General features: G+C 69.6%; 10 protein-coding genes and 1 riboswitch. Of the genes, 8 read left to right on the top strand and 2 right to left on the bottom strand.

Annotated features, from left to right (window positions below; translation table 11 throughout):
- Positions 1-2: 2 nt before the first annotated feature.
- From JW876_02450 to JW876_02460, 3 genes are all read left to right on the top strand, one after another.
- Positions 3-1,898 carry a hypothetical protein gene (locus JW876_02450; protein MBN1884370.1) on the top strand — a complete coding sequence of 632 codons (1,896 nt, stop codon included), beginning with the start codon at positions 3-5 and terminating at the stop codon, positions 1,896-1,898.
- Positions 1,895-3,859 (top strand): hypothetical protein, encoded by a 1,965-nt coding sequence (locus JW876_02455; GenBank protein MBN1884371.1) that lies wholly within the window; start codon positions 1,895-1,897, stop codon positions 3,857-3,859. Before JW876_02450 ends, JW876_02455 begins: the two co-directional genes overlap by 4 nt.
- A gap of 264 nt (positions 3,860-4,123) precedes the next feature.
- Entirely contained in the window at positions 4,124-6,382 is a 2,259-nt protein-coding gene (locus tag JW876_02460; GenBank protein MBN1884372.1) for a T9SS type A sorting domain-containing protein, read from the top strand.
- Positions 6,383-6,466: 84 nt separating this feature from the next.
- Here the strand turns inward: JW876_02460 and JW876_02465 are convergent, their stop codons facing one another.
- On the bottom strand, positions 6,467-6,799 hold the full coding sequence (locus tag JW876_02465) for a hypothetical protein (protein ID MBN1884373.1): 333 nt from the start codon (positions 6,797-6,799) through the stop codon (positions 6,467-6,469).
- Positions 6,796-7,467, bottom strand: coding sequence for a pentapeptide repeat-containing protein (locus tag JW876_02470; protein MBN1884374.1), 672 nt, complete (start codon positions 7,465-7,467; stop codon positions 6,796-6,798). The genes JW876_02465 and JW876_02470 overlap by 4 nt, the downstream gene beginning before the upstream one ends.
- A gap of 191 nt (positions 7,468-7,658) precedes the next feature.
- Here JW876_02470 and JW876_02475 point away from each other — a divergent pair, with 191 nt between their 5' ends.
- The 5 genes from JW876_02475 to JW876_02495 all read left to right on the top strand — a co-directional run bounded on the left by JW876_02475 (position 7,659) and on the right by JW876_02495 (position 14,639).
- Complete coding sequence (locus tag JW876_02475; GenBank protein MBN1884375.1) at positions 7,659-9,179, top strand: TrkH family potassium uptake protein; 1,521 nt, start codon at positions 7,659-7,661, stop codon at positions 9,177-9,179.
- A gap of 18 nt (positions 9,180-9,197) precedes the next feature.
- Complete coding sequence (locus JW876_02480) at positions 9,198-9,878, top strand: TrkA family potassium uptake protein (protein MBN1884376.1); 681 nt, start codon at positions 9,198-9,200, stop codon at positions 9,876-9,878.
- A gap of 115 nt (positions 9,879-9,993) precedes the next feature.
- Positions 9,994-10,662 (top strand): OmpA family protein, encoded by a 669-nt coding sequence (locus tag JW876_02485; GenBank protein MBN1884377.1) that lies wholly within the window; start codon positions 9,994-9,996, stop codon positions 10,660-10,662.
- 76 nt (positions 10,663-10,738) lie between these two features.
- Positions 10,739-10,920: riboswitch (cobalamin riboswitch) on the top strand.
- A 216-nt stretch (positions 10,921-11,136) separates the two neighbouring features.
- Positions 11,137-13,227 carry a TonB-dependent receptor gene (locus JW876_02490; protein ID MBN1884378.1) on the top strand — a complete coding sequence of 697 codons (2,091 nt, stop codon included), beginning with the start codon at positions 11,137-11,139 and terminating at the stop codon, positions 13,225-13,227.
- 14 nt (positions 13,228-13,241) lie between these two features.
- Entirely contained in the window at positions 13,242-14,639 is a 1,398-nt protein-coding gene (locus tag JW876_02495; protein MBN1884379.1) for a hypothetical protein, read from the top strand.
- Positions 14,640-14,680: the final 41 nt, after the last annotated feature.

The raw sequence follows: 14,680 nt of genomic DNA on the forward strand, positions 1-14,680 counted from the left end.
ACATGGTCCGCACGACGACACCGATCCGCATGGGAACGCTCGCCGCCGCGCTTTTCCTTCTCGCCGGCTGCGACGACGGCCCGGCCCGCCCCGGGATCGATCGCCCCGAGGATCCGCTCCTCGTGATCGAGGCGCCCGCCTGGACGCAGGGCATCCCCGCCTATCTTGCGACGACCATCTTCCGCTGGCGCCCCGCGGAAACCGAACCGCCCGCCGCCGTCCGCCATCTCTTCACCATGGTGACCGACACGGCCGGCGCGTACGATCCGGGCTTCGACATCGTCGGCGACCTCGCGAGCCGACCCGACCGGTACGAAAACCGCTGGTCGCGGTGGATCGCGTGGGAGGCGCCCGGCGATTCGGCGCGCATGACGGTCATCGGGGACGACGAGACGCCCGTTTCGGGCCGCGTCCATTTCTTCGCCGTCCAGGCGCGGGACGGCGAGGGGCACGTCACGCGCACATTCTCCACCGGGACGAACGCCCGGCTCTACCGGGTCGGCACGAGCAAGGGGCCATTTTTGACCATCCGCGAGCCGTCGCTCGGCGCCGAGCTGTTCGTCGGCGACAGGGCGAATCCCGCGGGCCGCGAGCTCCCCCCCGGGGCGGCGCTCCGCTTCGGGTGGCGGGCCGACGCCTCGTCGTACGGCGGGGAGATCGCCGGGTTCCGCCACGGCTGGGACGTCCCCGATTTCGATGCGTGGACGGCGCCCTTCGACCCGGCCGACACCCGCTCGGCGACGGCCCGTTTCCACGCGGGAACGCACGTCTTCGCCGTCGAGGCGCTCGACCAGGCGGGCAAGATCACGCGGGGCCGCTTCGAGATCGTCGTCGTTCCCTTCCCCATGGACCGGCCGCTGCTCTGGGTCGACGACCTCTATTCGACCGCGGGGCCCTTCCCCGACTTCTCCTTTCCCGCCGAGCCGGACCACGACGCCTTCTGGCTCGGGCTCCTCTCGCGGGCCACGGGATTCGACCCGCTCCGCGACGTCTACGACACCGACGGCAATCGCTTCCTGCCTCCCGGCGCCGACCTCCTCGGGCGGTACCGGAACGTCGTCTGGACCTTCGGCACGTCGGGAACGGCGTGGGAGCGCCTCGTACGGTTCACCCCGGAGAGCGCGGTCGGTTCCTCCGCGTGGGACGAGGCGAATCTCGTCTCCTTCTTCCTCCGGCGCGGCGGGCACCTCCTGTCGGTCGGTTTCGGCGACCGTGGCGGCGGTCTCGCGGCCGCGCTCCCCCCCGCGTCGCGCATCTTCCCGATGTCCCTCTCCTGCGAGATCGCGGGCACCCGCAACGATTGCGACGGGGACCGGAGCGGCGCGGAGAGCATGCCGGCGGCGGACGGCTGCGTGACCGTTCTCGACAAGGTCCTCGGCTCCTTCCGCGGGGATCCCCGCATGCCCGCGCGCATCCTCGACCGGCACGACGTGATGGTCGGCGCGAGGCGGGACGCGTCGGACCCGGTGAACGCCCGGTATCCCCTGCTCCCGGCGCGGCTTCCCCTCTGGTCGGAGGCGGTCGCCGAGGGACGCTGGTTCTCACCCGATTCGGCCGCCCCCGGGCCGGGCGGCCTTCCCTCCGTGGAGATCTTCGACCCCCCGTACTGGATGGACGTCATCTCCGCTTCCTCGGCCGCGTGCTTCCATCCGATGTACCGGATGACCGCCTTCTCTTCGTCGTCAGCCGTCGACGGGTGCGCCGTGGCGCTGTGGCTCACGCGCTACGAGGACGTGATCGCCGACGCTCCCGGCGCGACGGCCGCGCCGAGCGCGCACATCGGCTTTCCGCTCTGGTTCATCGAGCGCGCGCAGGCCGACTCGCTGACCAGCGCCGTTTTCGACGCGTGGGGAATCCTTGTTTCGCCGGCGGAGACGAGGGGAGGCGACGGGCGATGACGGCGTTGCGCCGGGCGGCGCTTCTCGCGCTCCCCCTCCTCGTCGCCGGGTGCGGCGACTCCCCCTCGGAACCGCGATCGGCGGAGGTCGATCTCGTCGTCGTCTCGAGACACGTGATCGTGACCGGCGGGGAGTCGGGGCTCCGGCTCCTGGAGCAAACCGGCGGGGAACTCCTTTTCGACGCCGCCCCGTCTGCGCGGATCCCGGAGCCGGGAGACATCCTCGCGGGCGGGGAATCGGGCGGCTTTCTCGAGCGCGTCATCGGGATCGATCGCGCCGGGGAAGCGCTTCTCGTCGAAACGGAGCCGGCCGCCCTCGTCGACGCCGTCCGGTCGGGCTCGCTAACGATCACCCTCCCCGTCGGCTTCGGCGCGCCGGGGGCCGGCGTGGATCTCTCCGGCCTCGTCCTCATCGAGAGCGCCGGCGGCGCCGTCCCGGCGAACGTCGTCGTCGAGGAGGGATTCTTCTCCTTCGCCGGACGCCTCGATCTCTCCCTCGCCGTGGCGGGCGGCCGGCTCGACGAACTCGAGGCGACCGTGACCGGCATCCTGGGCTTCGACTGCCGCTGCTCGGTCGAAGCGGACGGCGCGGACGCGCACGGACGCGCGCCGGTCGTCGAGATCGTCATCCCCTTCGCCGGCCTGATCGGCCCGCTCCCCGTGGCCGGCGAAGCGGTCCTCACCTTCTCGATCAGCTGGGCGCTCGACGGATTGACGACGGAGGGGTGCTCGGCCGGCGTCCGCGCGCTCGCCGGCGTCCCCGCGACGGCGACGGTCTCGTTCCGCGGCGGGGCGTGGACGGGATCGGGCGACCGCTTCTACGCGGGCGACGAGGCCGTGCTCGCCTGCGACGGAACGACCGGAGGCGCCCTCGCCGTCGGGGCCGTACTCGACGTCGCCGTCCGGCTCTACGACCGGCCCGCGGTGGCGATCGTGCTCGCGCCAGGCTTCGACCTGCGGACGCGCACGGAGACGCCCCCCGTCTGGTTCTGGGAGCTGAGGAGCACCTTCGCCTCCGATGCCGTCGCCGATCCGTCAGTCCTGGACCGCGGCCGTCCCCACTTCGCCGGCCCGCTCTCGCGGGAGAGCCGGATCCTCGACGCCGGACCCTTCGCCACGGAGGAATACGCGCTCGTCGGGGGCTGGGGCGGATTGGGAACCGGCGAGGGGCTCTTCGACACGCCCCGGGGGATCGCGCTCGGCGAAAACCGTGTCTACGTCTCCGATACGTGGAATCACCGCGTACAGGTCTTCTCGCCGGCGGGCGGGTTCCTCGGCGCGTGGGGCGCCCGGGGATCGTCCCCCGGGCTCTTCGAATACCCGGGCAAACTCGCTGTCGATCCGTCGGGACGCGTGCTCGTCGTCGACACGCAAAACCGCCGCGTGCAGATCTTCGACGCGAACGGCCTCTTCCTCGGTGTCTTCGGCGCTGCGGGGACCGGCGACGGCGAGTTCCTCGAGCCGTCCGGGATCGCCGTCGACGAGGCGGGAACGGTCTACGTCGCGGACGCCGCGTCGCACCGCGTTCAGACCTTCGCGCCGGACGGTTCCTTCCGTTCCTCGTGGGGACGTCTCGGCGACGGCCCCGGCGAGTTCGACACGCCCCTCGACATCGCCGTCCGCGGGGGCCGCGTCTACGTCGCCGAATGCCGCAACCACCGCGTCCAGGCATTCACGACGGAGGGAACGTTCCTTTTCGCGTGGGGCGGGGAGGGCGTCGATCCCGGTTTCTTCGACTGCCCCGCCGGCATCGCCGTCGACGCCGCGGGGTACGTGCTCGTCGTCGATTATGGCAACGGCCGCCTCCAGCGTTTCACCGCCGACGGCCTCCTCGACGCGGTCCTCGGCGCAGAGGGAACGGGAGAGGGACAGTTCGAACGCCCCGAGGGCGTCGCCGTCGGCGCGCTCCTCTTTCTCCTCGACACGGGGAACGACCGGGTCCGTGTCTTCGCCCCGCGATGAGCCGGCCGTTCCCCCCGCCGCCAGCGCCATGCCGCACAAATCGTTGAATACAATATCCATTTCTGCTATACTAGCACTCGCGCATCCGAAAAGAACGCGGCTGCCGGAGGAGCGGCTTCCGGCCGTTATGGCATACAGGGGAAAAATCTCGCCATCGTGATTCGCCCGACGATCGCCGGGCCCGGCATCCGGCGGCGCCGCCGCGGCATGGCCGCGCCGGCCGGCGCCGAGGCCCTACCCGCCCCGACCCGAAGGAGGTCCGACGTGACGACGCCCCGTCTCATCCTGCCCGCCCTCGCCGTCCTGCTCTGCCTCGCCGCCGCCCCCGCCGCTGCGCAGCTCGCGCATCAGGAGACGGTCAACGGCGAACTGTTCATAGGCATCGAGCTGTACAGCGGTTTCCGCGACACGGTCCGCGTCTTCGGGCCCTGCGAGATTGCCTGGTCCGACCCGATCTTCGCCGATCCGGGCTGGATGATCGAGACGGAGATCGTCGCCATGGACCTCGTCTCGAGCGATCCGCCCGTCCTCGTCCGGGGGAACATGTCGGGCCTGCCAACGCCCGGCGAGATCGAATTCCCGCCTCCCGATCCCGATTTTCCCGCCGAGAGCTTTTTCGACGTCTTCTTCGAGATCGAGCTCCCCGAGGAGCTGCCCGGCTTGATCCTGACGAATGACGTTCCCCTGCGCATCGAGACGACCGTCCGCCAGTTCCCCCCGTTCTTCGACCGGTACGCGCCGGCATCGCCGGCACCCGTCCCCCTCTTCGACCAGTACGGCGGTCCGGTCGGCGAGGTGACCTGGTGGCGGCAGGAGACGCTCCCCTGGTCGCCCCCGCAAGCGCATCTCCTCGTGCCGACCGTCTACGCCTCCGACGAGGCACAAGCCGACGAGACGGGGCTCGTGCACATGAGCGCCTTCCTCACGAACGGCCCGCCCCCCGGCGTCACCGAGTTCTTCTGGCGGCCGGGCGGCTCGTTCGAACCGTGGATCCCCTTCGCCCTCGACGACGACGGAAGCGACTATCGCGCCGCCACGGTCTTCGACGCCGGCGAGGGCGACGGATACGCGGCGACCCTCGACGCCAACCTGTTCGACCCCTTCGGAAGCTACGTCGATCTCAAGGTGGAATTCGACGGCGGAGCCTTCGCCGATTCGAGCACCATCTGGCTCGACCCGACGCCTCTCCGGCCCGAGATCGTCTCGAGCCCCCCCGGCTCGCTGATGGTCGCACGTCTCGGCGAGCTGCTCAGGGCGATCGTGCGCATCCTCGACGAGCAGTCGCAGCAGGCGCAGATGTGGGTTCTCCCCATCGCCCCCGACTACAGCCGGACGCTCGAGACGATCGACCAGCTCGGCCTCTCCGGCGAGACGCCGACGAAGCTCGACTCGGCATCGTGCGGCCCGACGGCCGGCGCGAGCTGCCTGAAATGGCTCGCCGACAACGGCCACCCGGCGCTCGAGCATCCGAACGGCGACGGCGCGAAGCCCGAGCAGACCGGCGCGGAGGTGGCCCGCGAGCTGCGCGGGGACGTCGGCACGACGGGGACGGCCGGCACGTCCACCGGCGGCATGGTCGCGGGGATCACCTCGTACCTCGCGCGCCACGGCCAGACGGGATGGGACGTCTCCTACCACGAGGTGAACAACTACGACGACGTCGCCGCGATGTTCAACGAGTTCGAGTCGGACAACGAGGACGTGATCCCGCTCTTCGGCGATTCGGTGCAGACGCCGACCGGCAAGAAGCCGCGCGGGCACTTCGTCACCCTCGGATCGAAGGGCTCCCACTGCTACGAGGTCAACACCCCCGAGTACAGCGCCTACTGCGTCAAGTACGGTCTCGATTTCATGGATCCGTGGAACGGCGGCTCGACGGCGGACAACAACTACCCCGTCGGCACCGACAGCCAGGGACGACCGGTCCTCGAGGGCTACAAGATCGGGGACGGGCCGACGCGGGTGCAGGGATACGTGAAGGTCTCGCCGCCGTCGGACGGCGGCGGTTCGCGAGCGGCGGTGCAGGCTCCCTCGGCCGGCGGCTGGATCCTCGTCGACGGCGCGCCGGCGAGCGGCGGCGGGCTCCTCGACACGCTCGTCTGGGACACGACCGGCTTCGGCGAGGGCGTCTATCTCGTAAAGTTCGTCGCCGTGGACGCGTCGGGACGCACCTCGACCGTCTTCAAGCTCGGCGGCATCCCCGAATGGACGGTCACCGGCTCCGACGACCGGCCGCCCCTGCCCCGGAGCGGCATCCGCGGCTCGTGGCCGAACCCCTTCAACCCGGCCACGACGATCGAGTTCTACGTGGCCAAGAAGCAAGCCGTCGCCATCGCGATCCATGACGCGGCGGGCCGCCTCGTCAGGCGCCTGGCCGCCGGCGAGGTCTACGAGGAAGGGATCCATCGCCTCGTCTGGGACGGCGCGGGCGAGAACGGCCGTCCTGTCGCGAGCGGCGTCTACTTCTGCCGCTTCGAGAGCGGCGGCGCCTCGCACGCCCGCAAGCTCGTTTTGCTCCGCTGACGCGACGGGGAAGACGGAACGCCGACGGGGAGGGCCCCTTGTTGGAAGCCCTCCCCGTTTCGCGTCCGGCGGTCCGGCGCCGCGTCAGTCGCCGCGCTCCTCGACGACGCGCACCGAGGAGATCGCGCCGTCGGCGAGCCGCCGATCGATGGCCTCGACGTCGCGGGCGAGGCGGACGAGCCGCCCGGGATCGTTTTCCGCCATTCGCTTGATCGTGGCGTGCGGCGTGCCGTTTGCCGCGAGGAAACCGGCGACGCGCCCGAGGACGCCCGCATCGACCTCCTCGTCGGCGGCCAGCTCTTCGAGGCCTGCCACGAGTTCCTCCGGCAGCGGCGGCAGGCCGGGCACCGGGGAGAGAAACCACGCGGCGAGCCCCCGGATGATCGTCGTCCGACCCTTGAAGGTGATCAGGTTCATCGGTCGCCTGCTTCCTTTGCGCCCGGCAGGCCCACCTTGATCATCGGGCCGAGCAGTTCCTCGTGCGAGACCTCGCGGTAGAGCCGGTTGAGCGCGCCGAGGATCTCGTATCCCACGCGCGTCGAGACGGGATCGGCGAGGACGATCTCCAGCCGGCTGTTGCGCGTGGCGATGAACTGGCTCTCGATGCGCGAGTCGGCCATCTCCTCGAAGCAGAAGCCCTCCTCCTCGGCGTTCCGGAGGCCGTCCGCCAAATCCATCAGAAGCTCGAACCAGAGGCACTTGCAGACGCAGCCCGTCTCGCCGAGGTCGGCGCGGAAGAGGATCGTGTCCTCGAGACGGGCGCCGGAGAGATCGGCCCGCTTCAGGTTGGCGCCCATGAGGTTCGTCCGCCGAAGATCGGCGCCCGCCAGCCACGCCCCCCGCAGGTCGGCCTCCATCAGGTCGGCTCCCCGCAGGTCGGCCCCCTCGAGGTTCGCCCCCCGGAGGTCGACGCCGGGAAGAAGCGCGCCGGCGAGACGGGCGCCGCGGAGATTCGCGCCGCGCAGCCGGCGGTTCGAGATCCGACGCCCGGAGAGGTCGGGAACGGCGCGCGGGTCCGACTGGCGCCACTCGTTCCATACCCTGACGCTTTTCTCGATGAGCTCGGCATGCGCCTGCTCGGCCATCGTCAGCCTTTCGCGACCAATCCGCTTTCCGCCACAATCCTGTATACGTTCGGATGATGGTCCCGTTTCGAACGATTTTCAAACGCGTTTTCGGCTCCGGCCCGGCCGTCGCGGCCGGGGAGGCATTCTGCTGACGCGCGCGCGGCCGGCATGCTATACTCCGGCCTGGCCTTGTCTCGAGGGAGTTCGCATTGCGCAACCGGTTCGACACGACGCACGCCGTCCTGCACCATACGGGGATGATCCTCGCCCTGCTCGGCGGCACGATGCTCTTTCCCATCGTGTTCGTCCTCGTCGACGGCGAGTTCCGGCGCGACGCCGGCACGCTCGGCGGCTTTCTTTTTCCCGCGGTGCTCGCGGCGGCCACCGGCCTGCTCCTCCACCGCCTGTTCCGCGAGCGGCGCGTCACGACGATCCGCGCCATCCTCGTCACGGGCGCAGGGTGGGCGGCCTGCTCGGCCTTCGGGGCGATGCCATTCGCCCATGCCTTCGGCATGAGCTATCTCGACGCCTACTTCGAATCGATGAGCGGGTTCACGACGACGGGGATCACGATGCTGCGGGGACTCGACGAGATGCCGCGCTCGATCCTCTTCTGGCGATCGCTCATGCAGTGGCTCGGCGGCCTCGGCATTCTCACCTTCTTCCTCGCCTTCGCCTACAAGGGCAGCGGCGCGCATTACCTCTACGGCGCCGAGAGCCACAAGGTAGGCGTCGACCGCCCCGTGCCGGGCCTCAGGAACACGCTGATGATCTTTCTCGGCATCTACGCCGGGTTCACGCTCATCGTCGCCGTCCTGCTCGCCGCCTCCGGCGTCACCCTCTTCGACAGCCTCTGCCACGCGCTGACATCGCTCGCGACCGGCGGCTTCTCCACGCACGACGCGAGCGTCGCCTTCTTCCGCGAGAGCGGCCACCCGAGGCATATCCTCATCGAGTACATCATCATCGCCGGCATGCTCCTCGGCGGGATCAACTTCGTCGTCCACTACCGCCTGATCCACGGTTCCCGCCGGGCCCTGGCCGACAACACCGAGATGAAGCACTGGTGGGGGATCCTCGGCGGCGCCGTCCTCCTCGTGCTCGTCGAGCGGTGCTGGCGGATGGGCGCCGTCGGCGGCGATCTCCTCTCGGCGGGGTTCTGGCGAAGCCTGGAGGAGAATGCCCGGCTCGCGATCTTCCAGGTCGTCTCGATCGCGACGACCTCGGGCTTCGCCACGCGGGACATCGCCTCCCCCGTCTTCGGAGAGACGGCGAAAATCGTCTTTCTCGTCCTCATGTTCATCGGCGGGTGCGTCTCGTCGACCTCCGGCGGGTTCAAGGTGCAGCGGATCGTCATCCTCGTCCGCCTGATGAGCCGCGAGCTCTTCCGCATGCGCTCGCCGCGGCACACCGTCTCGATGGTCATGGTGGACGGCAAATCGGTATCGATGAACGAGATCCAGCGGGTCGGCGCGATCTTCTATTCGTGGATCGCGCTGCTCGTCGTCGGCGGCATCGTCACCGCGCTCCTCTCCCGGCACGACGCCCTGGCCTCGATGTCGGGGATGTTCAGTGCCCTCGGCAACATCGGCCCCTGCTACATCCCCGCCGAAGAGACGGCGGGGCTCCACCCGGCGATCAAGATCCTGTACATATTCGGCATGCTTGCGGGACGGCTCGAGATCCTCCCCGTCCTGCTGCTCTTCAGCCCGAGAGCGTGGTTGCAATAACGGAAAGGAGCGGACCGGATGTACATCATCATCGCCGGCGCCGGCCGCGTCGGCAGCGAGATCACCCGGATCCTCGTCGCGAAGAACCACAATGTCGTCGCGATCGACCGCGACGAGCAGGTCTGCGAGTCGATCTACGCCGAGACGGGTGCGATGACGATCAACGGAAGCGCCACGGAACTTCGCATTCTGCGGCGCGCCGGGGCCGAGAAGGCGGACGCGATCATCTGCCTGATGCACCACGAGGCCGACAACATCGCATGCGCCCTTCTCGCGAAGAGCCTCGGGATACCCCATATCGTCGCGCGGCTGATCGACGACGCCTACGAACAGGCCTACACCCTGTCGGGGATCAGCATCATCGTCCGCTCGGTCGATTTGCTGATCAACCAGATCCTGTGGGAGATCGAACGGCCGAAGGTCAAGGAAGTGGTGACCCTGAAGGGCGGCAAGGCGCAGATCTACACGGTCCGCATCCCGGACAAGGCGAAGATCGTCGGCATGACGATCAGCGACATCGCGAAGCAGAAGAACTTCCCCGCCGAGTGCGTCTTCATGGGCGTCGACCGCGAGGAGAGCGGGGAGTTCGCCATCACGCGGGGCGGCTACGCCATCGAGGCGGGGGACATCGTCTTCTTGATCTCGAAAAGCGAGCACATCAAGCAGGCGACCGACCTGCTGACCGCGACGAAGCGGTAAAAAACGGTTGTCATCCGGTCTGGACGGAGTATGCTTGCGGAAGCGGCAGGCCGGGACGAGCGGGACCGGTAAACGCCGCGCTCCCGCAACAACCGATTCGAAAGGCAGGTGGGGCATGAAACGGATTATCGCGACAATGCTCGTCATCGTGTTCACGCTGAGCGTCGTCGGGTGCTCGGAGATGAGCCGCACGAAGAAGGGCGCCGCGATCGGCGCCGCCGCGGGCGGCGCGGTCGGCGCGGCGATCGGCCACCGGACGGGCAACACCGCCCTCGGCGCCATTCTCGGCGCCGCGATCGGCGGCGCGGCCGGGGCCTCGATCGGCCGGTACATGGACAGGCAGGCCGAGGAGATCGCGCGCGACCTCGAGGGCGCGACGGTCGAACGCGTCGGCGAGGGGATCAAGATCACCTTCGACTCGGGGATCCTCTTCGATGTGAACAAGGCCGATCTCCGCCCCGAGGCGCAGGCGAACCTCGACAATCTCGCCGCGATCCTCGTCAAGTACGCCGACACGAACATCCTCATCGAGGGACACACCGACTCGACCGGGCCCGACGACTACAACCTCGAGCTCTCCGAGCGGCGCGCCCGCTCGGTGGCCAATCGCCTGGCGACGCAATCCGTCAGTTCGGGACGCTTCTCGATCATGGGCTACGGCGAGAGCCAGCCGATCGCCGACAACGACACGTCCGTCGGCCGCCAGGCCAACCGCCGCGTGGAGCTGGCGATCATGGCCAACGAGAAGCTCCGCAAAGCCGCCGAGAACGGCGCGCTCAACTGATTTCGCGTTTCGCGCAGGGTCTCATGCGGGCGGGAGGTCCCACTTGACAGGGCCTCCCGCCCGTCGTATCATCCCCCCGAACCATGGCGTTTTGGATGCCCCCATCGGGGCATGCAGGGAAGAGGGTGAGAATCCCTCACGGACCCGCCACTGTGAATGGCGAGCCGACCGCCCGCGACCACTGGCGTAATGCCGGGAAGGAGGGCGGCGGCGCTCGAGCCATGAGTCAGGATACCTGCCCGGAACGCTCGGTCCCTGGACTCTTCGAGGCATGAGAGGAAAGGGAGAGCTCACCACGCCCTCCACGATTCCTCGGCCGGGTCGGGAGGGTGTCCTCTCGTCACCGCCTGGAATCTCTCATCCCATCGAAGACCGCTTCCGGTCGGCGAACCGTATCGCCGCCGGCGCCGGTCCGTGCCCGCGTGCGCGGACGGCGGAAGGAACGGCATGTCTTCGCTGGAAAGACGACGATCGATGCGATGTGCAGGCACGGCCCTGGCCCTTCTCTGCCTCATGGCGGCGAACCCGGCGGCCGGCGGCGAACGCCCGCGGAACGGCCGGACCGCGGAGACGAAGAACCGGCCCGCGCGAACCGCCCCGCTCGACACCCTCTTCTGGGGCCCGGAGATCGTCGTCGTGGGCGAGCGGCCTCTCGAGGGCACGGAGGCAGCCCGGGGCCCGGCCTTCGTCGCGATCATCGACGCCGCCGGCAGGCGGGGCCGGGCCGACGACGCCGCCGCCCTCCTCGCGCGGACGGTCGGCGTGCGCGTGAGACGATACGGAAGCCTCGGCGATGCCGCCGTCGTCTCGATCCGCGGCTCCTCGTCGAGCCAGGTGGCCCTCTATCTCGACGGCGTCCCGCTCAACGACGCGTGGACGGGCACGGCCGATCTCGCCGGCATCGCGCCCGGCGATCTCGAACGGATCGAGGTCTACCGCGGCGCGAGTCCTCCCCGCTTCGGCGCGTCGGCCGTCGGGGGGACGATCAACCTCGTGCCGCGGGGCTTCGACTCGCTCGCCGACGCCACCCGGCCGGTCCGCGCGGGGCTCGATCTCTCGGCCGGCTCCTTCGGCGACCGCGGCGCGCGCCTCGGCGCGGCGGCCCGCCTGCCACGCTGTCTTCTCGACGCCGCCGTCGCCGTGCGGGCGAGCGACGGCGATTTCTTTTTTCTCGACGACAACGGCACGCCCCTCAACGAAGAGGACGACGAGACCGCCGGCCGGCTCAACAACGACTACACGCGCTGGACCGGCATCGTCCGGATCTCGATCGACGCCCCGGGCCTGAAAACGCTCGCCCTGTCGCACACGGCGTCGAATCGCGAGGGAGGCGTCGCGGGAATCGGCGCCAACCAGTCCCTGTTCGCGCGATCGGAGCGCGCCCGCCGGATCACCTGGCTCACGGCCCGGACCAGGCCGGTTCTCGGCGGGCGGCTCGAGACGGATCTCACCGCGTGGACGTCGTGGACGGCTGACCGCTTCAGCGATCCAAACGGCGAGATCGGCCTCGGCGCACGGGAGAAAGACAACCGCATCTCGATGCACGGCGGCAGCGCCGGGATCGTCTGCGGCGCCCGGCCCCTTCCCGTCTCCCTCGAGATCCACGCAGAATCGCGCCGCGAACGATTCCATCCCGTCGATCTCGTCCCCGTGCCGTCAACGGGTCCCGACCGGCTTCGCGATTCGTGGATCCTCTCGGTCGCCGGCACATGGCGCCCGTTCGGGGGGCGCCTTTTGTTGACGGCGGCGACCCGCCACGAATGGCACGAGACCGAGTACTACACGGAGCACCTCCTGCCCTGGGTGCCCCCGAGCCCCGAGGGGCGCGTGCGGCAACACGACGAATCGCCCTCGGCCGGCTTCCGCGCCCGTCTCCTGCCAGGCCTGGCGGTGAAGGGGAACTGGGGACGCGCCGCGCGCGTGCCGACCTTCTACGAGCTTTTCGGCGACCTCGGCGCCGTGACGGGGAACGCCGGCATCCTCCCCGAGACGGCGACCAATCGCGACATCGGCCTCGTCTTCTCCGCCGACCGGCTCGGCCCGCTCGTCCGGCCGTTCCTCGAGGTCGCCTGGCTGGACAACGAGATCGAGGAACTGATCCTCTTCTTCCCGAACTCCCAGCGGACGGTGAAGCCGACGAACATCGGCGCGGCCCGCATCCGCGGCGTCGAGGTCTCCTGCTCGTGCCGGCGCGGACCGCTGCGCCTCGCCGGCAACTGGACCCGGCTCGACGCGCGCGACCGGAGCGACATCCCCTACTACGCCGGCAACCGCCTGCCCACGACGCCGGAGCACGAGGGGGCCCTCGAACTGGGATGGGACGCGCGCCGCTGGCGCGTCTCCTGGGAACTGCACGTCATCGGGGCGAACTTTCTCGACCGGGCCAACATGCAGGAGGCCGCCTCGCGGGAGATCCACGACATCGCCGTCGAGCTGCGATCGCCCGGCGGCGCCGTTTCCTTCACCGTCGAGGGGCGCAATCTCGGCGACGACCGGGTCAGCGACGTCATCGGATTCCCCCTGCCCGGCCGGAGCGTCCACGTGTCCCTGAGATTCAACCCATGAGGAGGTCCAACGCCATGCGCCTGCATCGGTTCGCCGCGCTCGTCATCGTTCTCGCCTGCGCCCCGCCGACCGCGAACGCGTCGGGCGACAACGCCTTCGTCACCACGACCGACTACACGACCGGCTCGGCGTCGATCGTCCACTGCGACACGCTTCATACGACCGACCTCGACGTGGCGAGCGTCCACAGCGACGCGATCTCCGTCCGGCACGGCAACCTGGTCTACGTCGTCAACCGGGGCGGCGCCGACAACGTGCAGGTGATCGACCCGGAAAACGACTGGCGCACCGTGCGGCAATTCTCCGTCGGGAACGGTCTGAACCCGCAGGATATCGCCTTCTTCACCGCGACGAAGGCGTACGTGGCGAGGTACGAGACGAACGATCTCCTCGTCGTCGATCCCGCCGACGGATCATGGCTCGGCACGATCGACCTCTCCATGTTCGCCGACGCCGACGGCCTGTGCGAGATGAACCGCCTCTGCATCGTCGGCGAACGCCTCTTCGTCACCATACAGCGGATCGACCGGAACAACTGGTGGATGCCGGTCGGGGACAGCTACGTCGCCGTCGTCGACTGCGCGGCGGACACGCTCCTCGACACCGATTCCGGCGAGCCGGGAATCCAGCCGATCGCGCTCGCCGCCGCCAATCCCTTTTCCGACATCGAACTCGACCCCGTGACGAACCGGATTCTCGTCTCCTGCGTGGGCACGTGGGGCATCGCCGACGGGGGCGTCGAGATCGTCAATCCCTGGACGCTCGAGTCGGAGGGATTTCTCGTCACCGAGTCGGCGGCCGGCGGCGACATCAACGACGTCGAGATTTATTCCCCGACGATCGGGTACCTCGTCGTCACGAACGCGTCGTGGAACACCGATCTCGTCTCCTTCGACCCGTCCACCGGTCTCGCGACCGGCACGATCTACGCGCCGCCCGGCTACGTGATCAACGACATCGAGATCTCCCCCGGCGGCGAGCTCTTCCTCGCCGACGGGACCCCGACGAGGCCGGGGATCCGCGTCTACGACGCGGCGACGGGCGCGCCGACGGCCGGGCCGGTCTCGACGGGGCTCCCTCCCTTCGACATCTGCTTCACGGCCCCCCGCCTCACGCCGGCCGACACGCCGCCCGCAGCGGCGGCCCTCGCCGCCGTCTATCCGAATCCCTTCAACCCGTCGACGACCGTGCGGTTCACCCTGCCCCGCGCGGCCCGCGCGCGCGTGGCCGTTTGCGACGCCGCCGGCCGCCTCGTCCGGACGCTCGCCGACCGCGCCTGGACGGCGGGCGCGCACGAGATCGCCTGGAACGGCCGTACCGATCGCGGCCTTGCCGCGGCGAGCGGCGTCTACTTCGTTTGCCTGCGCACGCCGTGGGGCGACGACACGCGCCGGGCGGTCCTGATCCGGTAGGCTCCGGCAGAAACGAAAACGGGGGAGAAGCGTCCGCTTCT

It is taken from the genome of Candidatus Krumholzibacteriota bacterium (assembly GCA_016931295.1).
Lineage (GTDB): Bacteria > Krumholzibacteriota > Krumholzibacteriia > Krumholzibacteriales > Krumholzibacteriaceae > JAFGEZ01.

Coding starts and splice junctions, on each gene's coding strand:
- JW876_02480 (MBN1884376.1), top strand. CDS start 9,198: ATGTACATCATCATCGCCGGCGCCGGCCGCGTCGGCAGCGAGATCACC.
- JW876_02490 (MBN1884378.1), top strand. CDS start 11,137: ATGCGATGTGCAGGCACGGCCCTGGCCCTTCTCTGCCTCATGGCGGCG.
- JW876_02455 (MBN1884371.1), top strand. CDS start 1,895: ATGACGGCGTTGCGCCGGGCGGCGCTTCTCGCGCTCCCCCTCCTCGTC.
- JW876_02450 (MBN1884370.1), top strand. CDS start 3: ATGGTCCGCACGACGACACCGATCCGCATGGGAACGCTCGCCGCCGCG.
- JW876_02485 (MBN1884377.1), top strand. CDS start 9,994: ATGAAACGGATTATCGCGACAATGCTCGTCATCGTGTTCACGCTGAGC.
- JW876_02470 (MBN1884374.1), bottom strand. CDS start 7,467: ATGGCCGAGCAGGCGCATGCCGAGCTCATCGAGAAAAGCGTCAGGGTA.
- JW876_02495 (MBN1884379.1), top strand. CDS start 13,242: ATGCGCCTGCATCGGTTCGCCGCGCTCGTCATCGTTCTCGCCTGCGCC.
- JW876_02465 (MBN1884373.1), bottom strand. CDS start 6,799: ATGAACCTGATCACCTTCAAGGGTCGGACGACGATCATCCGGGGGCTC.